The organism is Paraburkholderia sp. RL17-383-BIF-A, from assembly GCF_046028015.1.
GTDB lineage: Bacteria > Pseudomonadota > Gammaproteobacteria > Burkholderiales > Burkholderiaceae > Paraburkholderia.
The window spans coordinates 111092-134054 of sequence record NZ_JARESR010000003.1 but is presented as its reverse complement, the minus strand read 5'-3'; the positions used below and the strand labels follow the sequence as shown (position 1 = coordinate 134054).

Below are 22963 nucleotides of genomic sequence, written 5' to 3'. Positions count from 1 at the left end.
CACTCAAACTGCCTTCAATGCATCTGCGCGCTCGACGGTCGCACCAACTCGCCCGTATCGATCAGGTCTTCAAGGAAAAAGGGTTCAGTGTTCAGTTGCAGCGAAGCGCCGGGCTCGCCGGCATACCACGCCACCATGGCCATGTCGCCGAGAATGCGCATGACGATCCCGCGCGCGCCTTGCGGCACGGCGATATGCACCGATCGGACAATGGAACCGATTTGCATGATGTTTCCCCGTTTCTCCCATAGCCGGCTTTATGGTTTCCATGCCGGTCAAGGTGATGATAAAAGCGTCGCTCCGCCGATAACGTTGCGTACGCACCCAATCTGCTGCGCGTGATACGCGTGAGAGGTTCGAGTCATTGTTCCCGTTTTGCGGGGCCGGGGAAAGCGCGAACTCGAGGGTCTTTAGCCGTCGTTTCGCCCTATTCCCATTACGGCGCGACCGACCGATGATTCGGAGCGTAACGCGTCGCAACGAGACCATCATAAACCCTGCTGGGGTGAGATATCAAAATCGTGCACCAACTGGACCATTTGTTCGATCGGCCCGCCGAGCCAGCCGGCTCGGGCCACGGCGGCACACGTCACGCCCGCCACGCGCCGCTCCATATGGCGGCAGGTAGCGGCCGATCATGGTCGATAGGTATTCGTGCGCGCTTCGGTGCAAGGCGTGCTGCGCGAGGCGCTAATTGCAGCATGCCTGACAGGTCTGATGATTCTGCTGCTTCTCGGCAATTGGCGCGCCACGCCGATCATCACCGTGTCGATTCCGCTGTCGATGATCACGTCGATCATCGCGCTCTCCATGCTCGGCGAAACCATCAACATCACGACGCTCGGCGGCCTTGCGCTCGGTGCGCATTCTGGTGTTCCTCGCGTGTCGATACGCGCATCCGTCGGTTGATAGCGGCCGGCGAGTTGCAGTCGATCATCGACAGCATCGGCTTGCTGGTTTCAGGCATCAAGACCGCACGCGTGCACAGCAAGCCGGCTTCTCGCAACGCGACGTCGCGAGCAATCTGCTGATCACGTTGTCCGGCAGCCAGCAAAGCACGCCGACGTTCTGGCTCAATCCGCGCAACGGCGGGAGCGATAACGTGATCATCGAAGCGCCGCAATACACGATCGATTCACTGCAATCGCTCGCGAACATTCCACTGACCGCGAACGGACGCAGCAATGGTCTCGGTTCGCTTGCCACCATGAAGCGCGAAGCGGGCAACGCGACGCTCACGCGCTACAACGCGCAGACCACCATCGATATTTTCGGCACCGCCGACGGCCGCGATCTCGGCGGCGTGTCCAACGACATGAGCAAGATCATCGACGACGTCAAGGCCAATCTGCCGAAGAGCTCGACCATCGAAGTGCGTGGTCAGGTGCAGACCGTGTATCGGCATCACGACCGCCAACTCGATTCTCGTCATCAGCTTCGCGCGCGAGCAGTTGCTCGAACACGGCGACGCGACGCGCACGGATTTTTCAGCGTATCCTTAACTCTTTTGTGTCAGCTGCATGCCTGAGGAGATTGTTTCGTGACTCCGCTTCCGGACTCTCCCCACACCTCTGCTTCGGCGGCTTCCGCTTCGTCCATTTCCTCAACCGCTTCCGCTTTGTCCGACATCCCCTACCTCGAACGCGGCACGCGCGCGTACTGGCGCGCCAGCATCGCGCTGCTGTTCGCCGGCTATGCGACCTTCTCGCTCCTTTATTGCGTGCAGCCCCTGCTGCCTTCGTTTTCGACGGCGTTCAACGTGACGCCGGCACAGAGCAGCCTGTCGCTTTCGCTGACCACGGCTGCGCTCGCGGTCGCCGTGTTCGCGGCCGGCTTCATTTCGGAAGGCTGGAGCCGTCACAAGTTGATGACGCTGTCGCTCACCCTCTCCGCGCTCGCGACTATCGGCGTGTCGATCGCGCCGCATTGGCATCAATTGCTCGTGCTGCGCACGCTCGAAGGTCTCGCGCTCGGCGGTGTGCCCGCCGTCGCGATGGCCTATCTCGCGGAAGAAGTGCACCCCGACGGTCTCGGCCTCGCGATGGGGCTCTACGTCGGCGGCACGGCGATCGGCGGGATGGCCGGGCGTGTGATTACCGGCGTCGTCGCGGATCTGTTTTCGTGGCGCGTCGCGATCGGCACGATCGGCGTACTCGGCCTTCTGTCGATGCTCGCGTTTCGCGCGCTGTTGCCGCCGTCGCGTCATTTCGTGCCGCGGCGCGGACTCGGCTTCACGCATCACCGAACCGCTCTCTTCAAGCAATTCGGGCGACCCGGCTTGCCTTTGCTGTTCCTGCTCGGCTTCGTGCTGATGGGCAGTTTCGTCACGCTCTACAACTACCTTGGTTACCGATTGCTGGCGCCGCCCTACCGGCTGGATCAGACGGAGATCGGCGCGATCTTCATCGTGTATCTGACGGGCGTGGTCGCCTCGCCGTGGTCGGGTCGCATGGCCGACGCCTTCGGCCGCGCGCGCGTGCTCACCGGCAGCTTGCTGTTGATGGCGCTCGGTGTCGTGCTCACCATGCTGCATCCGCTGACGGCGATTGCGGCCGGCATCGCGTGTGTGACGTTCGGCTTTTTCGCCGGACACTCGGTGGCGAGCGGGTGGGTCGGACGTCTTGCCAAAGAGGCCAAAGGCCAGGCCGCCGCGCTGTATCTGCTCGCGTATTACATCGGTTCGAGCGTGGTCGGCTCGTATGGCGGCCACGTGTGGGCAAATTACGGATGGAACGGCGTCGTCGGATTGGTCGGCGCTCTGCTCGTCATCGGCCTCGTTGCAGCGGCACGTTTGCGCGCACACGAACAAGCTCGCGCATGACCGCTTGGTGACCCGACTCGCATTGAAAGACGCCGAAAAGTAAGGCCGTCGTAAGCAAACACTTCATTTTTTTCAGCGTATTTGCTGCGACGCGGCAATCGTCGCGGCCTAAGCGGCACAGGGTTCAGCGGCTTGCGAATAGCCGCTGCAGCGCCGCAAAGCATCGCTACGGCGACCTGACTGTCTCCTATACTCAAATCGAGCGTGGGCGGTGCATGACTCCATAAATCGAGCCGCCGTCTTCGCCGGTAATTATAAGGAGACGAGAATGACGACCTACTTCACGATCGGCGATTTCATCCTGGTCATTCCGATGGCGTTGGCCGGGGCTTTGTTTGTCGGTGCGCTTCCCTGCAAGACGGAATTCCGGCACAACGCGCTGCGCGTGCTTGGCGCGCTGCTCGGCGTGGTGTTCGCGGTCGTGCTGGTCGAAGGTTTGCCGGCGCTCGTCTAGATGAAGAAAGCCGCCCGTGGGCGGCTTGACTGTTTCTATGGCGTGAACGACAAAGGCGCGGGGATCAGATCGCCTGATCCGTGGACGGCTTTTCCCACAAGTTGATGCCACCTTCGGTCGCGTAGCGGTCGATCTCAGCGAGCTCGTCCTTCGAGAACGCGAGGTTCTTCAATGCGCCTACGTTCTCACGCACCTGCTCCGCGCGGCTCGCGCCGATCAGCACGGAAGTCACGCGCGGATCGCGCAATGCCCACGCGAGCGCCATCTGAGCGAGGCTCTGACCGCGACGTTGCGCGATGTCGTTGAGCTTGCGCACGTGCTCGATGTTCTGCGCGCTCAAATGCTCCTGCTTCAATGAGCCGCCGCCCGGCTTGTTGACGCGCGCGTCTTCCGGCACGCCGTTCAGGTATTTACCGGTGAGCAGACCCTGAGCCAACGGCGTGAACGCGATCGAGCCCGCGCCGACCTTCTCCAGCGTATCCAGCAGCTCGTGTTCGATCCAGCGGTTGAGCATGTTGTACGCGGGCTGATGAATCAGCAGCGGCACCTTGTATTCGGCGAGCAGCTTCGTCATTTCAAGCGTCTTGCTGGCCGAGTACGACGAGATACCGATGTACAGCGCCTTGCCCTGCTGCACGGCGCTCGCCAACGCACCCGCGGTTTCTTCGAGCGGCGTATCGGCATCGAAACGATGCGAGTAGAAAATATCGACGTAATCGAGGCCCATGCGTTGCAGGCTCTGATCGAGACTCGCGAGCACGTACTTGCGCGAACCGCCGCCTTGCCCATACGGACCCGGCCACATGTCCCAACCGGCCTTCGACGAAATCAGCAGTTCATCGCGATACGGCTTGAAGTCGTCCTTGAAGAGGCGGCCGAAATTGGTCTCGGCGCTACCGTACGGCGGCCCGTAGTTGTTGGCGAGGTCAAAGTGCGTGATACCCAGGTCGAAAGCCGTGCGCAGGATGTCGCGTTGCGTGGAGATCGGCGTAGTGTCGCCGAAGTTGTGCCACAAACCGAGCGACAGCGCCGGCAGTTTAAGACCCGACTTGCCGCAGACGCGGTACTGCATGTCCGAATAGCGTTCTGAAGCTGCTTCGTAAGCCATTGCTAGTGTCCTTGATGTTGAAGGCGCCCGACCAGTGCGGGCATGGGCAATTGCATGCTGCGGGAGGCGTGCCGCTCTGTTTTTGTAAGTGGGGATGCGGCCAGACTGCTATGGTAGCGAATCGAAGTGAAGCATGCAGACGCCCAGTATGCGGGATGGACGATTGCTTGCGGCTCCCCTACACTTTGCCCGATTCAGGCTCATGGGAGAGGTAGATGACAAAGGCGATTTCCATCGCGTTGATTGTCGGCGGTATCGTGCTGCTGTATTTCGGCGGGCAGGCGTTCAATTCGGTGAGCAGCGACGTCTCGCGCGTCTTTACCGGTTCGCCGAGCAACAAGGCGATCATGCTGATCGTGGGCGGCGTTATCGCCACGATCGCCGGATTGACCGGCATGGCTTTGTCGGGCCGCAAGCGATAACGGCCGGTGCGGCCACGCGGCGCTCGGGCTTCGCGAACGAAAACCCAAGGCGCCGTCAGGAACCCAAAAAACTAGAACGCTACCTCGGGCTTCGCTGCCGAACGGGTTCCCGGCAACGGTACATTGCTCGCACCGTGATAGGTGTACACCAGCGAGAACTTCACCTGATCGGTGATGTTCTTGCCGGCCGAATGAAGCGTATTGCAGTGGAAGAACACCACGTCGCCGGCTTTGAGTTCAGGTGAGACCGCAGTGCGAATCCATTCCTGATTCTCTTCCAGATCGGAGCGGAAGAATTTGGCCTGATCGAACCGGTCGGATGTGAATGCGGCGCTGTGCGACTTCGGCACCATCCACAGCGCGCCGTTATCCACCGTCTCCGAACCGACCGCGAGCCACACCGAAACCAGATCGTCTCGCTCGAACGACCAATACCGCACGTCGCGATGCCAGCCGGTCAAACTGCCGTACGCAGGATGCTTGGTCATCATGCAGTTATGGTGCGCGCGCGACAGGCGCGGCTCCTCGCCGAAATACAATTCCATCCAGCCGCGAATTTCCGGCGCAGTCGCCCACTGCGCAAAGCCAGGATGGCGTCCGTACGCATCCAGCAGCCGCCGCACCGTATGGCCGCCAGGTGCCTGCTTGGACGTGGGCGCGCCGGGATACTGCAGATCCGCTTCGAACTCGATCGGAGCAGCCGCTTCATCCAACTGACGCTGCGCGATCTGTTTCAGTTCTTCGCAGCGCTCGGGCGACACCAATCCGGGCACCACGACAAAACCCTGCTCCCGCAACGTTTGAATCTGCTCTTTCTTGGAATGGAATGACATGGTGTTCCGTTACTGTCGACTAGCTGATGCTCGATTGTAAAACGGGCGCGATCGCGCAGTGTGCTGTTTCACTATCCGGAAGCGGCAGTCTTACGCACTACTTTCATGCGGGTGCGCAACGGCGCGGCACATTGAATGGGCAAGCACGCACGATAATCGCCCTCAAAGGGCGCGACCGCTGCCGCGGCAAATCGGGATTTGCTCCGTAAAAACCCCTATTCGCAGGGTAAAAACCGACTTTCTGACGTCATGAATCGCGTGTAACCTGCGCTGCATGTTGATCGTCATTCCCGCACTATTGCGCCGCGTCGAGGCCGCCAAGGCCGACTCCGCTGTATTCCGTGCACTTTTCCGTCGAATTTCAGGCTTTCGCGCCGTTCATTGCGACGCCGCCATTGGCACATTTGGTGCTCCTCATGGCGCACATTCCGTCGCGCGACACGTTGCCTACCAGTGAAGCCATGCATACTCTCCTGAGCACCCGTCTTACTCGCGCCGCACTCAAGGCGGCACGTCCGGCGCGTCGCCATGTCGTGCGCGCGCTGCGTCACCATGCCACGCGCACTCGCGCGCTGGGCGAACAATGGCGCGATGCCAAAGCCGTCGACGGCATTCGCACCTGGTTCAATACGTTCTTCTCCGCGCTGCGCCTGCAAGGCAGCTCGCGCCGCTTCTCGCTGCGTACGCTGCTGCGCAAACCGACGCCGCTGCGCCTCGCCGCGCCGCGCGCAGCGGTCGCCGTGCCGCAGAACACGAGCCGCCGTCCGCGGCGCATGTCGACGAACGGCAGCACCGCCTGGTTCGCGTTCGCGTTTGCGAGCCGTTGAGGCGATTCAGAACGCTTTGCTGAACCGGCGGGACTCATGCGCCGCATTGACGACACGAAGGCTTCGTCGCCGGTGAAGCCTTCGGCCGATCGCGTGGCAACGCGGTTTATCGATTGGCAGAGGCAATAAAAAACCCCGCAGGCTCGCGCCGGCGGGGTTTTTTGCTGATACGGACGGCTCGCGCTTATTCGGCGAGCGCGGCAACCGGCTCCGTGCCGGCGGCTTCGGCGAGCGCCAGAGCCTTGTCCGTGGATTCCCACGTGAATTCCGGCTCTTCGCGGCCGAAGTGACCGTAGGCCGCGCTCTTCTCGTAGATCGGGCGCAGCAGGTCGAGCATCTGGATGATGCCCTTCGGACGCAGGTCGAAATGCTCCTGCACGAGACGCGTGATGGTCGCATCCGACACGCGGCCCGTGCCGAATGTGTTGACCATCACCGAAGTCGGCTGAGCAACGCCAATCGCGTACGAAACCTGAATCAGGCAGCGCGAAGCGAGACCCGCGGCCACGATATTCTTCGCGACGTAACGGCCGGCGTAAGCCGCCGAACGGTCAACCTTCGACGGGTCCTTGCCCGAGAACGCGCCACCGCCGTGCGGTGCAGCACCGCCGTACGTATCGACGATGATCTTGCGGCCGGTCAAACCGCAATCGCCTTGCGGACCGCCGATCACGAAACGGCCGGTCGGGTTCACGAGGAACTTGATGTCGCCCTTGATCAGTTCGGCCGGCAGCGTCGGCTTGATGACTTCTTCGATCACCGCTTCGCGCAGCGTGCCCAGATCGATGTCCGGCGAATGCTGCGTGGACAGCACCACGGTGTCGATGGAATGCGGCTTGCCATCGACATAACGCACGGTGACTTGCGACTTCGCGTCCGGACGCAGCCACGGCAGACGGCCGTCACGGCGCAGATTTGCCTGACGCTCCACCAGACGGTGCGACAGGTGAATCGGCAGCGGCATCAGTTCCGGCGTTTCTTCGCACGCGTAACCGAACATCAGGCCCTGGTCGCCGGCGCCTTGATCGAGGTTATTGTCGTGCGCGCGGTCCACACCTTGCGCGATGTCCGGCGATTGTTTGTCGTAAGCGACGAGCACCGCGCAGCCGCGATAGTCGATACCGTAGTCGGTATTGTCGTAGCCGATACGCTTGATCGTGTTGCGCGCAACCTGAATGTAATCGACGTTCGCCGTGGTGGTGATTTCACCGGCGAGCACGACGAGACCCGTGTTGCACAGCGTTTCCGCGGCGACACGCGAGTATTTGTCCTGAGCCAGAATGGCGTCGAGAATGGCGTCCGAAATCTGATCCGCGACCTTGTCGGGATGGCCTTCGGAGACGGATTCGGAAGTGAAGAGATAGTCGTTTGCCACGTTGCAGACTCCTGTTTTGTGGTTACGGTTGAGTTTCACGTAGCCAGCTTCGGGAGCCTTGAAGCGGCGACGCTTTAGCGGATTACCTTACCGACAGGCGCAAATCACATGGTTTGCAGCCACCGGCTTCGCCCCGCAAGTTGTCTATTAACTCGGCGAAGCCCTTATTATAGCGACTTCCTTTGATTGTCACAGAGTGTCTACGAGTGCGGTATTACGTCAATTCTTCCGCTTTCCTGAAGCCCGTCCCGTGCAGCGCCTCTTTTCAGGAGGCGGCATGCTGAGCCGCTATGGCGCCAAACTCGCGATCGGGCTGCTGAAACTGTTTGCACTGTTGCCGTATGGCCTGATCGCCCGTCTCGGCGACGGGCTGGGCTGGTTGCTGTATCAGATCCCGAGCCGTCGCAAGCGCATCGTCCATATCAACCTGAAGCTGTGCTTCCCCGAATGGAGCGACGAACGCCGCGAAGACGTCGCGCAGAAGCATTTCCGCCACGCGATCCGGAGCTACCTGGAGCGCAGCGTGCAATGGTTCGGCTCGGCGAAGAAACTCGAAAAATTGATCCAGCTCGACAGCGCGATCGATCTGACGGACCCGAACCTCCCGCCCACGCTGTTTCTCGGCTTTCACTTCGTCGGCATCGAGGCGGGCTCGATCTTCCTGAACTATTCGCTCAAGCGCCGCTGCGGCTCGCTCTATCAGCCAATGTCGAACCCGGAGCTGGAAGAGGTCGCCAAAGCGGCACGCGCGCGTTTCGGCGCGGACATGGCGAGCCGCGCCGACAGTGCGCGCATCGTGCTGCGCTGGCTGCGCGAGCGCAAACCGGTCATGCTCGGCGCCGACATGGACTACGGCGCGCGCAATTCGACCTTCGTACCGTTTTTCGGCGTGCCGACCTGTACGCTGACCGCGGTGGGGCGTCTCGCCAAGGTCGGCCACGCGCAAGTGGTGCCGTTCATCGGCGAGGTGCTGCCGAACTATAAGGGCTACCGGCTCAAGGTATTCAAGCCGTGGGAGAACTACCCGACCGGCGACGACGACGCAGACGCCCGCCGCATGAACGCGTTCCTCGAAGAACAGATTCCGTTGATGCCGGAGCAGTACTACTGGGTGCACAAGCGTTTCAAGACCCGGCCGCCGGGCGATCCGAGCGTGTATTGAACCGCCGCCCACGCGGTCCGCAAAAAAGCGCCCGAATGTGGAAATGACGCGGGGTTCGGCTCACCTGCGGGCGCGTCACTTACAATAGCGTGATGAAACTGAAATTCACCAAAATGCACGGCGCGGGCAACGACTTCGTCGTGCTCGACGGCTACACCCAGCCGGTCAACCTGACACCGGCGCAGGTGCGCGCGCTCGCGGACCGGCATTTCGGCGTCGGCGCGGATCAGTTGCTGCTGGTCGAAAAGCCCACCGTCGACGGCGTCGATTTCAGATATCGCATCTTCAATTGCGACGGCGGCGAAGTCGAGCATTGCGGCAACGGCGCGCGCTGCTTCGTCAAGTTCGTGCGCGATAGCGGCCTCACGGATCAACGCAGCGTGCGCGTGCAGGTGCAAAAGGGCACCATCACGCTGACCATGCAGGAAAACGGCGAAGTGCTGGTCGACATGGGCACGCCCGTGTTCGACCCAGAGCGCGTGCCGTTCGCCACCAAAGGCCTTGAAGGCCGCCGCGAAGGCGCGGATACGCTTTGGCCGCTCGACGTGAACGGCACGACGCGCTGGATTTCCGTGGTGTCGATGGGCAATCCGCACGCCGTCCAGGTGGTCGACGACGTCGAAGCGTTCCCGGTGCTGGTCGAAGGCCCGGTGATCGAGCGCCATGCGCGTTTTCCGCAGCGGGTGAACGCAGGCTTCATGCAGATCGTCGGTCGCAGCGAGATCAAGCTGCGCGTGTACGAGCGCGGCGCGGGCGAAACGCTCGCGTGCGGCACGGGCGCATGCGCGGCGGTCGCGGCCGGCATCCGGCGCGGGTTGCTCGACGCGCCGGTGCTGGTGCACACGCACGGCGGCAAACTGACCATCACATGGAACAGCACGCAAGCCGACGAGCCGCTGCTGATGGCCGGACCTGCCGCGACCGTCTTCGAAGGCGAAATCGAACTGGCCGACGCCCTGGCGGATTCACAGGCCGCATAAACTCATTGACCGATGCGCCGCCTCAAGGCGTCGCCCCGTAGTCCATTAGCCGAAACCATGAACGATCGCGAAGTCGCCGAATACCTGCTCGCCAACCCTGAATTCTTCGCCGAACACGCGGAAATGCTCGCGACGATCCGGCTCGCGAATCCGCACGGCAAAGCCGCGGTGTCGCTGCAGGAACGGCAGATGGAAATGCTGCGCGACAAGAACAAACACCTCGAACGCCGCCTCGCCGAACTCCTGCGCTACGGCCATGAGAACGACAGCATCGCGTCGAAATTCAACCGCTGGACCATCCGCGTGATGGCCGAACGCGATCCCTATGCGCTGCCGCGCACGATTGCCACCGGTCTGCGCGATATTTTCGACGTGCCGCAGGCGGCGCTGCGCGTGTGGGATATTGCCGAGCCTTATGCGCAGGCCGACTTCGCGCGCCATGTCGGCGAGGAAGTGCGCATCTTCGCCAATAGCCTGACCACGCCGTATTGCGGCGCGAACACCGGCTTCGAAGCCGCGCAGTGGCTGGCGCCGTCCGTCGCGGCTGTCAGCGACGACAGCGCGGGGCACGCGGCGTCCGAGTCGGCGCACGCCACCGAATCGATCGCCTTGCTCGCGCTGCGCGACCCGGAAGGCAACGAAGAAGCGCCGACCTTCGGCCTCCTCGTGATGGGTTCGCCCGACGCGCGCCGCTTCCACGACGGCATGGCAACCGACTTCCTCACGCAGATCGGCGCGCTCGCAAGCGCCGCGCTGAGCCGTCTGCTGCCGCGCTGAGCGCTGCCAAAGCCGCCAGAAAATCCACCGTGACCGCCACCGACCCGATCGCCGCCTATCTGTCGAATCTCGAACACGAGCGGCGGCTGTCGGCACATACGCTGCGCGGCTACACCCACGAACTGGAAGAACTCAAGCAGTTGGCCAAAGGCCGGCCGCTCGAAAGCCTCACCGCCGTGGACATTCGCGGCGCTGTTTCGCGAGCGCACGCGGGCGGCCTGACGGCGCGTTCGATCAGCCACCGGCTCTCGGCATGGCGTGCGTTTTACCGCTGGCTCGCCGGCCGTGTCGATTTGCCGGCCAATCCGGTCGCGACCGTGCGCGCGCCGAAGCAGGCCAAAACGCTGCCCAAAGCGCTTTCCGTCGACGACGCCACGCGGCTGATGGAAAGTCCGCCCGCCGCATCGCCCGAAGGTTTGCGCGATCACGCCATGCTCGAACTGTTCTACTCGTCGGGGCTGCGCCTCGCCGAGCTGGTCGGCCTCGACGCCCGTTTCGCCGATGCCGACGGCTACCGCTCGGCCGGCTGGCTCAAGCTCGACTCGGCCGAAGTCGAAGTGCTCGGCAAAGGCAACCGGCGCCGCGTCGTACCGGTCGGCAGCAAGGCGCTGGAGGCCTTGAACGCCTGGCTCGCCGTGCGCGACCAGATGGTGAAGCACGATCCGCATCCGCTCTTTCTGTCGGCGCGCGGCAATCGCCTGTCGCCGAACGTGGTGCGTGAGCGCGTGAAGCGCTCGGCGCTGGTCGCCGGCATTCCCGCCAACGTGCATCCACACGTGCTGCGGCATTCGTTCGCCACACACGTGCTGCAGTCGAGCGGCGATCTGCGCGCGGTGCAGGAACTGCTCGGCCACGCCAGCATCACCGCCACGCAGGTCTACACCGCGCTCGATTTCCAGCATCTCGCGCACGTCTACGATCAGGCGCATCCACGCGCTAAAAAACGCGACTGACGCCGCGACCCGCGGCAGACAGTCTCCGCCTTCGCTTTACCCGCCGCGTGCGTTGTGCCGCGCGGCCCATTGCTCTCTCTGACACCTGATGAATACCGTTACGCTCAAACCGTCGAAAGAAAAATCGCTGCTGCGCCGCCATCCGTGGGTCTATGCCAACGCGATCGACCGGATCGACGGCAATCCCGCACCCGGCGCCACCGTGCTGGTGCGCGCGCACGACGGCCGTTTCCTCGCGCGTGCGGCGTACAGCCCGCATTCGCAGATCCGCGCCCGCGTGTGGAGCTTCGACGAAACTGAGCCGATCGATCACGCGTTCTTCAAGCGCCGCGTGCAGCGCGCGATCGCGCATCGTCAAACGATGGTTCACGACACCGGCGCGGTGCGGCTGATCTTCGGCGAGGCGGACGGTCTACCTGGCTTGATCGTCGATCACTACGTCGCCGAGGATGAAGGCCAGCACAGCCAGCTGGTCTGCCAGTTCATGGCAGCGGGCGTCGAGGCATGGAAGGAAGCGATCGTCGCGGCGCTGACCGGCGCGACCGGCTGCCCGAATGTCTACGAACGCTCGGACGTGTCGATTCGTCAGAAGGAAGGACTCGAACAGATCACCGGCGTGCTGGCGGGCGAAGCGCCGTCGGAGGCACTGATTGCGAGCGAAAACGGCGTGCGCTATCACGTCGACGTGCGCAACGGCCACAAGACCGGCTTCTACGTCGACCAGCGCGACAACCGCCTGCTCGTGCAGCAACTCGCGCAGGATCGCGACGTGCTGAACTGCTTCTGCTACACCGGCGGTTTCTCGCTGGCAGCCTTGAAAGGCGGCGCCAAGCGTGTCGTGTCGATCGATTCGTCGGGCGACGCGCTCGCGATCGCCCAGCAGAACGTGGCGGCCAACGGGTTCGACGCCGAACGCGCGACCTGGCTCGACGCCGACGCCTTCAAAACGCTGCGCCGTCTCTACGACGAGGGCGAGCGCTTCGACCTGGTCGTGCTCGATCCGCCGAAATTCGCGCCGTCGCGTGAACATGTGGACCGCGCGTCGCGTGCTTACAAGGACATCAACCTGACCGGGCTGAAATTGCTGCGCCCAGGCGGCCTGCTCTTCACCTACTCGTGCTCCGGCGCGATCGACTCTGAACTGTTCCAGAAGATCGTCTCCGGCGCGGCCGCCGACGCGCGCGTGGACGCCCGGATTCTCAAGCGGCTTGGCGCCGGGGTGGATCATCCGTTGCTGACGGCGTTCCCGGAAGGCGAGTATCTGAAGGGCCTGCTGTTGCAAATCGCCTGATCGCCCATAATTTGGGGATTATTTCCCGGCGCCGCCGGCACGGGCGAAAGCGGGCTCGAACCCGTGCGCCAGCGCCGGCCTGGCGAATATGTTTCAATAACCGGCTGGACCGGGCAGCGCGCCAGGAGGCTGCCGCGCCCATTTCAGGCTTCGATTACGCACCGTTTCACGACAATACAGGCGACCCCTATGATTCCAGTCACCATCCTGACCGGCTTTCTCGGCAGCGGCAAAACCACCCTGCTCAAGCGCATCCTGAATGAAAAGCACGGCATGAAGATCGCCGTGATCGAGAACGAGTTCGGCGAAGAAAACATCGACAACGAAATTCTCGTGCAGGACACCGGCGAGCAGATCATCCAGATGAGCAACGGCTGCATCTGCTGCACGATCCGCGGCGACCTCTCGCGCGTGCTGGGCGATCTGGCGGCGCAGAAGCAGTCCGGCAAGCTGGACTTCGACCGCGTCGTGATCGAAACCACGGGCCTGGCCAATCCGGGCCCCGTCGCGCAGACGTTCTTCATGGACGACCAGATCGCCAGCGAATTCCTGCTGGACGCGATCATCACCCTGGTCGACGCGAAGCACGCGAACCACCAGCTGGACGAGCACGAAGTCGTGCAGCGCCAGGTCGGGTTCGCCGACCGCCTGTTCATCACCAAGTCCGACCTGGTCGATGAGAAGCACCTCGCCGATCTGCGCCACCGCCTGCTGCACATGAACCCGCGGGCGGCGATCAAGGTCGTCAATTTCGGCGAAGCGGACATCAAGGAAATCTTCGACCTGCGCGGCTTCAACCTGAATTCGAAGCTCGAAATCGATCCGGATTTTCTCGTGGAAGACGAGCATGCGCACAGCCACGCTCACGCGCATGACGAGCACGGCCATACGCATGACGATCACGCCAACTGCGATCACGACCACGGCCAGTGCGATCACGAAGGCCACGATCATGGTCATCACCACCACGCGCACCACGACGACAAGATCAAGTCGTTCGTCTACCGCAACGACCGTCCGTTCGATCCGAACAAGCTCGAAGACTTCCTCGGCGGCATTTTGCAGATTTACGGCGAACGCCTGCTGCGCTACAAGGGCGTGCTGTATATGAAGGGCGTCGACCGCAAAGTCGTGTTCCAGGGCGTGCATCAGATGATGGGCAGCGATCTGGCCGCGAAATGGCAGCCGATCGAGAAAAAGACCAACAAGATGGTGTTTATCGGCATCGAACTGCCGCAAGACCTGATCACCGACGGTCTGGACGCCTGCCTCGTCTAAGCACGGCACGCCCCGGCCTCGCCGGGGCTGCCTGTCTTTCCGGCAGGCACCGGTTTTGCTGGAAGCGTCGTGCTGTTGCGCCTCAGTGCGCGATTCGGCGACGCGCCCCGAGATAAACATCTGCTGAATATTACCGGCGGCCGCCGTAAGCGGGTTGAAAAGACACGCGTATGAAAAGCGCGTGAAAACCCTGCTGTATTAAAGCGTGCACGACCATCGCTTTTTAGCCGTGCGCGCGTTATATTTTCGGGATATCGGCGTACCGCAGGGGGATTTTCACCAGTTGCGGTGCTAGATTGTGATTCAGTTACAATACGTGCCCACTGGAGAATGAGAACGAATTGCCCGGTCAGCGCGTATCCGCGCCGGGCCTGAAACGGCGCCGGAAAATCTAATCCGGACAATACGCCGACAATGCCGGCCGGCACGGTCTGAAAAGACGCGCTGCCGGCAAGCAATGCCTCAGGAGCATTTGAGAATCGGTTTCCAGAGGAGTTCGGCCCCGCATTGGCGTTGCGACGCCCGGCGTGTGGGCGCCAGGCGCTTCGGCGTCACGACAGTCCACCGTCCGTGCCCGCCTTGGCGCTCCGCGTCCTCGAGGTGCCTTTGCGGGCAATACGAAAGTGCGGGCACGACGTAAGAGTTTTGCCTCACATTGAAGAAGTTAGCCAGATGACGACGAAACGACTCTTGACCGAAGCCGAAATCCTGAAGATGAGCGACAAGGATTACATGAATGAGGATCAGCTCGCCTTCTTCAAGAACAAGCTCGAACAGCTGCAGGCGGATATTCTCCGCAATGCCGGCCAGACGACCGAGAACCTGCGCGAGACCGTAATCGTGCCGGATCCGGCCGACCGCGCAACGATCGAGGAAGAGCATGCGCTCGAACTGCGCACGCGCGACCGCGAGCGCAAGCTGCTGAAGAAGGTTCAGCAGTCGATCGCGCGTATCGACTCGGGCGACTACGGCTGGTGCGAAGAAACCGGTGAGCCGATCGGCATTCCGCGTCTGCTCGCACGGCCCACGGCCACCCTGTCGCTCGAAGCGCAGGAACGCCGCGAACTGCGCCAGAAGCTGTTCGGCGACTGAACGCTTGCGGCGCGGCTTCGGCTCCGCGCCCGAAAACGCTGCTTCGTCGAGAGGCGCACGGTGGTCCGTGCGCCTTTTTTCTTTTGCGTGGCGCCTATTTGAGGCATTGCCGTGGTGCAGGCTGCTACCAACCTCGCCTCGCCCCTCTTGTCGGCGTAACCGCCGCGTTCGCTTCCGAACCGTCTGTATTTGCCCTATGCCATTTGCCGGCTAGGGACCAGGATTCTCGTCATCCCAGCCCCGCGCCGTCCGATGCCGCGCGGGCGCGTTCCCCGCACCGAATCGCGTGTTTTTTGTCCTATGCCATTTGCCGGCTCTTGATATGACCGCGCACGCCCTAAAATAAACCGGACATGCGCTGCACGAGCGCGCGCCCGCCGGATCGGTTTTAGCGTCGCGCGTCGTCCGCTTTCAGGATTCATGCGGTGGCGCATCGCGCTGCCGCGTCCTACCCGTTTTGCAAAGAGGAACGCATATGGAGCAATTTCACGGCACGACGATCGTCTCCGTGCGGCGCGGCGACAAGGTCGCGCTCGGCGGCGACGGCCAGGTGACGCTGGGCAATATCGTCATGAAAGGCGGTGCGAAGAAAGTCCGGCGCATCTATAACGGCAAGGTGCTGGTCGGCTTCGCCGGCGGCACGGCCGACGCTTTCTCGCTACTCGACCGTTTCGAAGCCAAGCTGGAAAAACATCAGGGCAATCTCACGCGCGCCGCCGTCGAACTCGCCAAAGACTGGCGCACCGACCGCATGCTGCGCCGTCTCGAAGCCATGCTGATCGCCGCGGACGCCACCACCACGCTCGTCATTACCGGCAACGGCGACGTGCTCGATCCGGAAGGTGGCATTTGCGCAATCGGTTCGGGCGGCGCCTATGCGCAAGCCGCGGCGAAAGCGCTCGCCGACAACACCGAGATGTCGCCCCGCGAAATCGTGGAAAAGTCGCTGGAGATTGCCGGCGACATGTGCATCTACACGAACCATAACCGCGTCATCGAGACGATCGAGTAAGGACCCACGATGAGCACCATGACCCCTGCCGAGATCGTCTCGGAACTCGACAAACATATCATTGGCCAAGGCCGCGCGAAAAAAGCGGTGGCCGTGGCGCTGCGCAATCGCTGGCGCCGTCAGCAGGTTGAAGAACCGCTGCGCCAGGAAATCACGCCGAAGAACATTCTGATGATCGGACCGACCGGCGTCGGCAAGACCGAAATCGCGCGGCGTCTGGCGAAACTGGCCGACGCGCCGTTCATCAAGATCGAAGCGACCAAGTTCACCGAGGTCGGCTACGTAGGCCGCGATGTGGACAGCATCGTGCGCGACCTGATCGAAATCTCGGTCAAGCAGACCCGCGAAACCGAAATGCGCAAAGTGCGGACCAAGGCCGAAGATCAGGCCGAAGACCGCATCCTCGACATTCTGCTGCCGAGCGCGCGCCCGGTCGGCTTCGGCGCAAGCTCGAGCGCCGCTGATACCGTGGACGAAGGCAGCACCACGCGTCAGACATTCCGCAAGCGTCTGCGCGAGGGCCTGCTCGACGACAAGGAAGTCGAACTCGACGTGGAACAGCCGCAAGTCGGCATGGACATCATGGGGCCGCCGGGCATGGAAGACATGACCGAGCAGATCCGTTCGATGTTCGCGAACATCGGCGGCGGCAAGAAAACGCGTCGCAAGATGAAGGTGAAGGAAGCGCTGAAGGCGCTCACCGACGAAGAAGCCGCCAAGATGCTGAACGACGAAGAGGTGAAAGCCAAAGCGGTGCAGAACGTCGAGCAGAACGGCATTGTGTTCCTCGACGAAATCGACAAGATCGCGTCGCGCAACGAAGCCGGCGGCGGTGAAGTCTCGCGTCAAGGTGTGCAGCGCGATCTGTTGCCGCTGGTCGAAGGCACCACGATCAACACCAAGTACGGCATGGTGAAAACCGATCACATTCTGTTCATTGCCAGCGGTGCATTTCACCTCGCCAAGCCAAGCGATCTGATTCCGGAACTGCAAGGCCGCTTCCCGATTCGCGTCGAACTGGATTCGCTGTCGGTCAACGACTTCGAGTCGATTCTGGTGTCCACGGACGCGAGCCTCGTCAAGCAATACCAGGCACTGCTCGCCACCGAAGATGTGCACCTCGAATTCGCCGACGACGGCATTCGCCGCCTGGCCGAAATCGCGTACTCGGTGAACGAGAAAACCGAGAACATCGGCGCGCGCCGCCTGTACACGGTGATCGAAAAACTGCTCGAGGAAGTCTCGTTCGCGGCCGGCAACCACTCGGGCCGCACGGTGCAGATCGACGCGGCTTATGTCGATCGCGCGCTGAACGAAGTGGCGGAAGACGAAGATCTGTCGCGTTACGTGCTGTGATGTCGATGCTGAGACTGCCCCAAGCTGTGATGTTCGCCGCTTGAGACAGATCAGATCACATGTGAGCGCATAAAAAAACGGGTTGCCTTTGATAAGGCAGCCCGTTTTCATTTGCTTACGGCAAAAGCGGTGCGGAGTCTGCCGTTTCTACTGCTTGACCGGCCGCTTTGCCAGTTTGCGTTGCAGCGTTCGCCGATGCATATTCAACGCACGCGCGGTAGCCGAGATATTGCCGCCGTGTTCGGCCAGCACGCGTTGAATATGCTCCCACTCCAGACGCGCCACCGACAACGGCGTGGGATGCTCGATCGCCTCTTCCGCTTGCAACGCGCTTGCTTCACTTTGCAGTGCCGACAAGATCGTCTCCACATTGGCAGGCTTGGCCAGGTAGTTATCCGCGCCGTCTTTCACCGCCTGCACCGCCGTGGCGATACTCGCGTAACCGGTCAGCACCAGCATGCGCGCGTCGGGCTGCAGATCGCGCAATGGCGCGACGAGCGTGAGGCCGGAGTCATTGCCGAGATGCAGATCCACCGTGATCTGGCTGAACTTCTGCTGATTCGCCAGCTTGATTGCCTCATCCGCGTTGTGCGCTTCGCTCACCGTGTAGCCGCGCCGGGTGAGACCACGCGCGAGGATGCCGGAGAACACCTCGTCGTCGTCGATCACCAGAAAATTCATTTCGCTCATACTTGTTTCTCCGTGTTGGATGGTGCGGCGCCTTGACGGCCCGAGCCAAAAAATTTGCGCGCGGCGAGCGGCAGTTTCAGGACCGCACGCGTACCACGCGGCTTGATCGTGCTGACATCGGTCAGCTCGATCGATCCTTTCAGACGCGCCGCCGCCGAAAAAGCCAGATAGAGACCCACGCCGTGCCCGCCTTGAGTACTCTCGACCGGCATCGCGCCCAACGAGCCGCGCAACGCGGCCGGAATGCCAGGGCCTGCGTCACAGACCTCGAAGACGATCTGATCTCCACGCGCCGCAAGCGCGCAGGATAGCGTGACGTGATCGCGGCTTGCACGCGCAGCATTGTCGAGCAGAATCGTGAGAATCTGACTCACAGCCACGGTGTCGTCAAGACTGACATCCGCAGGCGGCACGCCGATCCGCTCGAACTTCACATGCGGATGACGCAAGCGCCACTGCTCAGCGAAGGATTCGAGCCACTCGCCGACCGGTTGGCGGCTGGCGCTGGTCGACGCCCGGCTGCGCAAACGGGCAAGCGCCGATGTACATAGCGTCATCTGCTGTTCGAGCAGTTCGAGGTCGGCGGCGTAGGGCGCGAGACCCTTGTCGGAACGCGCGGCATCGCGCAATTCTTCGGACAACATCGCAATTGTAGACAGAGGCGTACCAATTTCGTGAGCGACGGTGGCGGCCTGCACACCGAGCGCGACCGCCCGTTCATCGTGAAGCAAGCGCTGCTGCGCTTCTCCGAGCGCTGCGTCACGTAGCCGCAGTGCTCTCGACATGCGTGCAACGAACCATGCAATGAGCCCGACGCTGACCATGAAGTTCACCCACATGCCCGCGCGATAGTAGTCGAACAGGTTCGCGGGATTGTCGAGATTCAGCGGCACGGAATCGAAACCCAGCACTGCGTAGCAGGCTACCGCGAACGCCGCGAGCCAGGCCATCAGATGCCACGGCAGCACGGCCGCGGCGATGGCGAGCGAAGGCAGGTAGAGCGAAACGAATGGATTGGTGGTGCCGCCGGAGAGAAACAGCAACGCGGACAACGCGCCCAGATCGACCCAGATCTGACCGAACAATTCCATGTTGGATTCAGGCCGCTGCTGCGAAACGCGCCACCACGTGATTCCGTTGAAGATCACTTCCAGCGCGATCACGAGCAGCATGGCGGGCAACGGCAGATGCACGCCGATGAAGGTCTGCACGAATGCAATCGTCATCAACTGGCCGATGATCGCGAGACTGCGCAGCCAGAACAGATGCCCGAGATTGACGCGGCCGGTGTTGGTTATACGATGCATGACTTTAGTTTACCTGTTCGGACTCGTCCGACTTACCTCGCGACCTTGCGCCGGTAACATGGAAATTTTTTGCGACAGCGCGTCGCGAACCGGTCTCTCGTCATCGGTTCCTCAGTCGCGCCGCCTATCCATGCTACCTACTTCTGACTGCGAGGCTGATGCCTCTTCAGCTTTCCTGACTTTTTTGCGACAAGCCTCAGCAGCCCGGCACAATGGCACGGCGCAAGCCGAGGCCGTTTGCCTCGACGCCGCGGCGCGACTCCATCCACTGGACGACGCGTCACTCGCATCGCTCACTACCGCACTGCTCAAACAACACCGTGTCGGCGAGGCGATCGAACTCGCTGCCATTATTGCCCAACTCGATCCGCACCGCGCTCTTGCGCACTTTCGTCATGGCTATGCGTTGCAGATAGCAAACCGGCATGGCGAGGCCATTGCACCCTACCGACGCGCACTCGCCATCGATCCAGGATTGCCGTGCCTGCGCAGCAATCTCGCCGGCGCACTGGCGCGCGCGGGTGGCGACGCGAACGAGCAGATCGCGCTTCTGGAAAGCGCGGTCCGGGACGAGCCTGGTGAGGGCGACGGCTGGACCAATTTGACGAACGCGTACCGCACGAATATGGATCTGCCGCGAGCGCTCGAAGCCGGCGCCCGGGCCGTGCAATGTGCGCCGCACAGCTCGCTGGCGCACAACAACTATGCGCTGACGCTGCGTGAGGCGCAACGCTGGGACGACGCGGAGCAAGCCGCCCAAACCGCTTGCGCATTGGGACCTGACGACGCCACCCTGCGCTCCAATCTGTCCATGCTGCAACTGGTTCGGGCCGATTATGCGCACGGCTGGGCATCGCACGAGGCGCGCTGGGACGGCTCCGCGGAGTTGGGCGGGAACCGCCCGGTCATGCCCGCACCGCTTTGGCGCGGCGAATCACTCGCCGGCAAAACCTTGCTCGTGTGGGGCGAGCAAGGCATGGGCGACGTTTTGCAGTTCTGCCGCTATATCCCGATGCTGGCTGAGCGCGTCCATCGCGAAGGCGGCCGACTCATTTGGAACTCGTTCCCGCAAATGGGCGCGCTGCTCGCGCGCAGCCTGGGCGCTCACGCGGACGAGTTTTCAGCCGGCGGCGGCGTCGAATCGCTTCCCGCATTCGACTACGAGATTCCGTTGCTCAGCTTGCCGCTAAGATTCGAGACACGGGAAGAAACGATTCCGGCTGCAGTACCCTATTTGCACGCGGACCCGGCGACCACGGCGTCGTGGCAAAAGAGGCTCGCGGGCGAAGCCAGGCTCAAAGTCGGCCTGACATGGACCGGCAGCCACGGCCATCAGCGCAATCCATTTCGCCGCGTGGGTTGGGAACGCTATGCGGCTCATTTCGGCGGCATGCAGGACGTGGCGTTCTATTCGTTGCAGCCGGGCGCAGACGCAGATGTCGCGGCGGCACGCGCGGCCGGCCTGCCAATGACCGACTACACCGCCGAATTCGCGAGCTTCGACGATACCGCCGCGTTCGTGGGCGCGCTCGATCTCGTCATCACCGTTTGCACATCGGCTGCGCATTTGAGCGGCGCGCTCGGCCAGCGTACCTGGGTGCTGCTAGACGTCAACCCGCACTGGGTCTGGCTGCTCGACCGTCGTGACAGCCCGTGGTATCCGAGCGCCACGCTGTACCGGCAGCCGCGGTTTGGTCAATGGGAGCCGGCGCTGGAGGCCGTCGCGCGTGATCTGAAGGCGTTGGCGGCCGGGCACCGCGCGGCGTAAGGCGCGCCCTGGCAATTCCGTCAAACAGCGATGCTTGCGGCGATCTTTTCGTCACCACATGCATCAATCACGCGCCGGCGACGCTTGAGCCGCCCGCGCAATCTCGGCAGCAAGACATTCGGGACACAGGCAGCGTCCTGTCGGATCGAGCCTGTCCGCCGGCAACGCCGGCATTTTTCGGCACCAGCAGTCGAGCGGTTGCGAATGCATGCCGCAATCGAACACGCTGCCACAGCGCGGGCAGCGCGCGCTGCTTTGGGAGCGGGAAACGGACGGTTTCATGACGGGCCGGATGGTCTCGCTTCAGCCTGGATCAGGAAATGATGCCACGACTGGCGGGCCGCCGTGAGTCGTCCGTCCGGCTAATTTACGGGGCCGCCGAACCGCGTTACGCTTCGCCGTTGACTGGTGGGCACGGGCTGTCATTGCGCGGTGCGCAAAGCCTGCGGCGCCCGCCGCCCGCACAGGTATCGAAAACCCTGTTGCAGCGCGCCAGTCCTGTACAATTCGCCCTGATTCAACTGTTCCGTGCCTGAGCCTGCCGCCATGTCCGAGCTTCCTGACCTTTCGCAGATCGCGCCCACCCTGAAGGCTGAAATCCTGGCCGAGGCGCTGCCCTACATCCGCCAGTATCACGGTAAGACCGTGGTCATCAAATACGGCGGCAACGCCATGACCGAAGAGCGCCTGAAGCAGGGCTTCGCGCGCGACGTGATCCTGCTGAAGCTGGTCGGCATCAATCCGGTCATCGTGCACGGCGGTGGTCCGCAAATCGACCAGGCGCTGAAGAAGATCGGCAAACAGGGCACCTTCATCCAAGGCATGCGCGTCACCGACGAAGAGACGATGGAAGTCGTCGAATGGGTGCTCGGCGGCGAAGTGCAGCAGGACATCGTCACGCTGATCAACCACTTCGGCGGCCACGCGGTCGGCCTGACGGGCAAAGACGGCGGCCTGATCCACGCCCGCAAGATGCTGATGCCGGATCGCGACAATCCCGGCCAGTACGTCGACATCGGTCAGGTCGGCGAAGTCGAGGCGATCAACCCGGCAGTCGTGAAAGCGTTGCAGGACGACGCGTTCATTCCGGTAATCTCGCCGATCGGTTTCGGCGAAGACGGCCTGTCGTACAACATCAACGCGGATCTGGTCGCGGGCAAGCTGGCGGTCGTGCTGAACGCCGAAAAGCTCGTGATGATGACCAACATCCCCGGCGTGATGGACAAGGAAGGCAATCTGCTGACCGATCTGTCGGCGCGCGAAATCGACGGCCTGTTCGCCGACGGCACCATCTCCGGCGGCATGCTGCCGAAGATCTCGTCGGCGCTGGACGCGGCCAAGAGCGGCGTGCGTTCGGTGCACATCATCGACGGCCGCATCGAGCACTCGGTCCTGCTGGAAATTCTCACCGAGCAGCCGTTCGGCACGATGATCCGCTCGCATTGATTCCTGCCTCA

General features: G+C 62.5%; 22 protein-coding genes and 2 pseudogenes. 17 read left to right on the top strand and 7 right to left on the bottom strand.

The features are described 5' to 3' along the window. Positions 1 to 14: 14 nt before the first annotated feature. The gene (locus P0D71_RS04685) at positions 15 to 227 is read right to left on the bottom strand and encodes a hypothetical protein (protein ID WP_007179664.1); all 213 of its coding nucleotides are present in this window, start codon (positions 225 to 227) and stop codon (positions 15 to 17) included. Between the two features lie 421 nt (positions 228 to 648). Between P0D71_RS04685 and P0D71_RS04680 the strand changes: the two are divergent. The 4 genes and pseudogenes from P0D71_RS04680 to P0D71_RS04665 form a co-directional block, all read left to right on the top strand. Continuing rightward, positions 649 to 858: pseudogene (locus tag P0D71_RS04680) on the top strand (efflux RND transporter permease subunit); the annotation flags it as partial. Between the two features lie 112 nt (positions 859 to 970). Next, a pseudogene (locus P0D71_RS04675) lies at positions 971 to 1493 on the top strand (efflux RND transporter permease subunit); the annotation flags it as partial. A gap of 104 nt (positions 1494 to 1597) precedes the next feature. Then, positions 1598 to 2821: an MFS transporter gene (locus P0D71_RS04670; RefSeq protein WP_408479450.1), complete on the top strand. Its 1224-nt coding sequence runs from the start codon at positions 1598 to 1600 to the stop codon at positions 2819 to 2821. Between the two features lie 268 nt (positions 2822 to 3089). After that, positions 3090 to 3275 (top strand): hypothetical protein, encoded by a 186-nt coding sequence (locus P0D71_RS04665; RefSeq protein WP_091797197.1) that lies wholly within the window; start codon positions 3090 to 3092, stop codon positions 3273 to 3275. A 64-nt stretch (positions 3276 to 3339) separates the two neighbouring features. Here P0D71_RS04665 and mgrA read toward each other — a convergent pair whose 3' ends face one another. Continuing rightward, positions 3340 to 4383, bottom strand: coding sequence for an L-glyceraldehyde 3-phosphate reductase (gene mgrA / locus P0D71_RS04660; protein ID WP_091797200.1), 1044 nt, complete (start codon positions 4381 to 4383; stop codon positions 3340 to 3342). A gap of 215 nt (positions 4384 to 4598) precedes the next feature. On the opposite strand from mgrA, the gene P0D71_RS04655 reads away from it, so the two are divergent. After that, complete coding sequence (locus P0D71_RS04655) at positions 4599 to 4805, top strand: DUF3185 family protein (protein WP_091797202.1); 207 nt, start codon at positions 4599 to 4601, stop codon at positions 4803 to 4805. A gap of 71 nt (positions 4806 to 4876) precedes the next feature. On the opposite strand, the gene P0D71_RS04650 is transcribed toward P0D71_RS04655, so the two are convergent. Further along, positions 4877 to 5638, bottom strand: coding sequence for a phytanoyl-CoA dioxygenase family protein (locus P0D71_RS04650; RefSeq protein WP_091797204.1), 762 nt, complete (start codon positions 5636 to 5638; stop codon positions 4877 to 4879). Between the two features lie 461 nt (positions 5639 to 6099). Between P0D71_RS04650 and P0D71_RS04645 the strand changes: the two genes are divergently transcribed. After that, positions 6100 to 6465 carry a hypothetical protein gene (locus P0D71_RS04645; RefSeq protein ID WP_408184059.1) on the top strand — a complete coding sequence of 122 codons (366 nt, stop codon included), beginning with the start codon at positions 6100 to 6102 and terminating at the stop codon, positions 6463 to 6465. A 184-nt stretch (positions 6466 to 6649) separates the two neighbouring features. Here the strand turns inward: P0D71_RS04645 and metK are convergent, their stop codons facing one another. Further along, on the bottom strand, positions 6650 to 7840 hold the full coding sequence (gene metK, locus P0D71_RS04640) for a methionine adenosyltransferase (protein ID WP_132376386.1): 1191 nt from the start codon (positions 7838 to 7840) through the stop codon (positions 6650 to 6652). Between the two features lie 277 nt (positions 7841 to 8117). On the opposite strand from metK, the gene P0D71_RS04635 reads away from it, so the two are divergent. The 9 genes from P0D71_RS04635 (at position 8118) to hslU (ending at position 17741) form a co-directional block, all read left to right on the top strand. Continuing rightward, the gene (locus tag P0D71_RS04635) at positions 8118 to 9002 is read left to right on the top strand and encodes a lipid A biosynthesis lauroyl acyltransferase (protein WP_091797208.1); all 885 of its coding nucleotides are present in this window, start codon (positions 8118 to 8120) and stop codon (positions 9000 to 9002) included. A 92-nt stretch (positions 9003 to 9094) separates the two neighbouring features. Then, entirely contained in the window at positions 9095 to 9982 is an 888-nt protein-coding gene (gene dapF / locus P0D71_RS04630; protein WP_091797210.1) for a diaminopimelate epimerase, read from the top strand. Between the two features lie 57 nt (positions 9983 to 10039). Beyond that, the gene (locus tag P0D71_RS04625; RefSeq protein WP_408183981.1) at positions 10040 to 10759 is read left to right on the top strand and encodes a DUF484 family protein; all 720 of its coding nucleotides are present in this window, start codon (positions 10040 to 10042) and stop codon (positions 10757 to 10759) included. Between the two features lie 29 nt (positions 10760 to 10788). Beyond that, positions 10789 to 11712: a tyrosine recombinase XerC gene (gene xerC / locus P0D71_RS04620; protein WP_408479358.1), complete on the top strand. Its 924-nt coding sequence runs from the start codon at positions 10789 to 10791 to the stop codon at positions 11710 to 11712. An 88-nt stretch (positions 11713 to 11800) separates the two neighbouring features. Continuing rightward, the gene (locus P0D71_RS04615; protein ID WP_408479357.1) at positions 11801 to 13003 is read left to right on the top strand and encodes a class I SAM-dependent rRNA methyltransferase; all 1203 of its coding nucleotides are present in this window, start codon (positions 11801 to 11803) and stop codon (positions 13001 to 13003) included. 189 nt (positions 13004 to 13192) lie between these two features. Beyond that, positions 13193 to 14281 carry a CobW family GTP-binding protein gene (locus P0D71_RS04610; protein WP_091797218.1) on the top strand — a complete coding sequence of 363 codons (1089 nt, stop codon included), beginning with the start codon at positions 13193 to 13195 and terminating at the stop codon, positions 14279 to 14281. A 672-nt stretch (positions 14282 to 14953) separates the two neighbouring features. After that, the gene (gene dksA / locus P0D71_RS04605; protein WP_012431412.1) at positions 14954 to 15373 is read left to right on the top strand and encodes an RNA polymerase-binding protein DksA; all 420 of its coding nucleotides are present in this window, start codon (positions 14954 to 14956) and stop codon (positions 15371 to 15373) included. Positions 15374 to 15848: 475 nt separating this feature from the next. Then, the gene (gene hslV, locus P0D71_RS04600) at positions 15849 to 16385 is read left to right on the top strand and encodes an ATP-dependent protease subunit HslV (protein WP_091797221.1); all 537 of its coding nucleotides are present in this window, start codon (positions 15849 to 15851) and stop codon (positions 16383 to 16385) included. A 9-nt stretch (positions 16386 to 16394) separates the two neighbouring features. Beyond that, a complete protein-coding gene (gene hslU, locus P0D71_RS04595) occupies positions 16395 to 17741 on the top strand; it encodes an ATP-dependent protease ATPase subunit HslU (protein ID WP_091797224.1) in 1347 nt (448 codons plus the stop codon). A 147-nt stretch (positions 17742 to 17888) separates the two neighbouring features. On the opposite strand, the gene P0D71_RS04590 is transcribed toward hslU, so the two are convergent. Together P0D71_RS04590 and P0D71_RS04585 are read right to left on the bottom strand one after the other, a co-directional pair. After that, positions 17889 to 18431, bottom strand: coding sequence for a response regulator transcription factor (locus P0D71_RS04590; RefSeq protein WP_007179684.1), 543 nt, complete (start codon positions 18429 to 18431; stop codon positions 17889 to 17891). Then, complete coding sequence (locus P0D71_RS04585; RefSeq protein WP_091797227.1) at positions 18428 to 19738, bottom strand: ATP-binding protein; 1311 nt, start codon at positions 19736 to 19738, stop codon at positions 18428 to 18430. The genes P0D71_RS04590 and P0D71_RS04585 overlap by 4 nt, the downstream gene beginning before the upstream one ends. A 130-nt stretch (positions 19739 to 19868) precedes the next feature. Between P0D71_RS04585 and P0D71_RS04580 the strand changes: the two genes are divergently transcribed. Then, on the top strand, positions 19869 to 21506 hold the full coding sequence (locus tag P0D71_RS04580; RefSeq protein ID WP_408479356.1) for a tetratricopeptide repeat protein: 1638 nt from the start codon (positions 19869 to 19871) through the stop codon (positions 21504 to 21506). Between the two features lie 63 nt (positions 21507 to 21569). On the opposite strand, the gene P0D71_RS04575 is transcribed toward P0D71_RS04580, so the two are convergent. Then, positions 21570 to 21788 carry a cysteine-rich CWC family protein gene (locus P0D71_RS04575; protein WP_091797233.1) on the bottom strand — a complete coding sequence of 73 codons (219 nt, stop codon included), beginning with the start codon at positions 21786 to 21788 and terminating at the stop codon, positions 21570 to 21572. Positions 21789 to 22052: 264 nt separating this feature from the next. On the opposite strand from P0D71_RS04575, the gene argB reads away from it, so the two are divergent. Continuing rightward, entirely contained in the window at positions 22053 to 22952 is a 900-nt protein-coding gene (gene argB / locus P0D71_RS04570; protein WP_007179687.1) for an acetylglutamate kinase, read from the top strand. The last annotated feature ends 11 nt before the right edge of the window (positions 22953 to 22963 follow it).

Bases quoted from the DNA above. Each gene is read 5' to 3' on its own strand.
- P0D71_RS04585 (WP_091797227.1), bottom strand. From the start codon at position 19,738: ATGCATCGTATAACCAACACCGGCCGCGTCAATCTCGGGCATCTGTTC.
- P0D71_RS04575 (WP_091797233.1), bottom strand. From the start codon at position 21,788: ATGAAACCGTCCGTTTCCCGCTCCCAAAGCAGCGCGCGCTGCCCGCGC.
- P0D71_RS04685 (WP_007179664.1), bottom strand. From the start codon at position 227: ATGCAAATCGGTTCCATTGTCCGATCGGTGCATATCGCCGTGCCGCAA.
- P0D71_RS04625 (WP_408183981.1), top strand. From the start codon at position 10,040: ATGAACGATCGCGAAGTCGCCGAATACCTGCTCGCCAACCCTGAATTC.
- dapF (WP_091797210.1), top strand. From the start codon at position 9,095: ATGAAACTGAAATTCACCAAAATGCACGGCGCGGGCAACGACTTCGTC.
- mgrA (WP_091797200.1), bottom strand. From the start codon at position 4,383: ATGGCTTACGAAGCAGCTTCAGAACGCTATTCGGACATGCAGTACCGC.
- P0D71_RS04590 (WP_007179684.1), bottom strand. From the start codon at position 18,431: ATGAGCGAAATGAATTTTCTGGTGATCGACGACGACGAGGTGTTCTCC.
- P0D71_RS04650 (WP_091797204.1), bottom strand. From the start codon at position 5,638: ATGTCATTCCATTCCAAGAAAGAGCAGATTCAAACGTTGCGGGAGCAG.
- P0D71_RS04635 (WP_091797208.1), top strand. From the start codon at position 8,118: ATGCTGAGCCGCTATGGCGCCAAACTCGCGATCGGGCTGCTGAAACTG.
- dksA (WP_012431412.1), top strand. From the start codon at position 14,954: ATGACGACGAAACGACTCTTGACCGAAGCCGAAATCCTGAAGATGAGC.
- P0D71_RS04610 (WP_091797218.1), top strand. From the start codon at position 13,193: ATGATTCCAGTCACCATCCTGACCGGCTTTCTCGGCAGCGGCAAAACC.
- P0D71_RS04655 (WP_091797202.1), top strand. From the start codon at position 4,599: ATGACAAAGGCGATTTCCATCGCGTTGATTGTCGGCGGTATCGTGCTG.
- argB (WP_007179687.1), top strand. From the start codon at position 22,053: ATGTCCGAGCTTCCTGACCTTTCGCAGATCGCGCCCACCCTGAAGGCT.
- P0D71_RS04615 (WP_408479357.1), top strand. From the start codon at position 11,801: ATGAATACCGTTACGCTCAAACCGTCGAAAGAAAAATCGCTGCTGCGC.
- P0D71_RS04580 (WP_408479356.1), top strand. From the start codon at position 19,869: ATGCTACCTACTTCTGACTGCGAGGCTGATGCCTCTTCAGCTTTCCTG.
- P0D71_RS04665 (WP_091797197.1), top strand. From the start codon at position 3,090: ATGACGACCTACTTCACGATCGGCGATTTCATCCTGGTCATTCCGATG.
- hslU (WP_091797224.1), top strand. From the start codon at position 16,395: ATGAGCACCATGACCCCTGCCGAGATCGTCTCGGAACTCGACAAACAT.
- P0D71_RS04645 (WP_408184059.1), top strand. From the start codon at position 6,100: ATGCATACTCTCCTGAGCACCCGTCTTACTCGCGCCGCACTCAAGGCG.
- hslV (WP_091797221.1), top strand. From the start codon at position 15,849: ATGGAGCAATTTCACGGCACGACGATCGTCTCCGTGCGGCGCGGCGAC.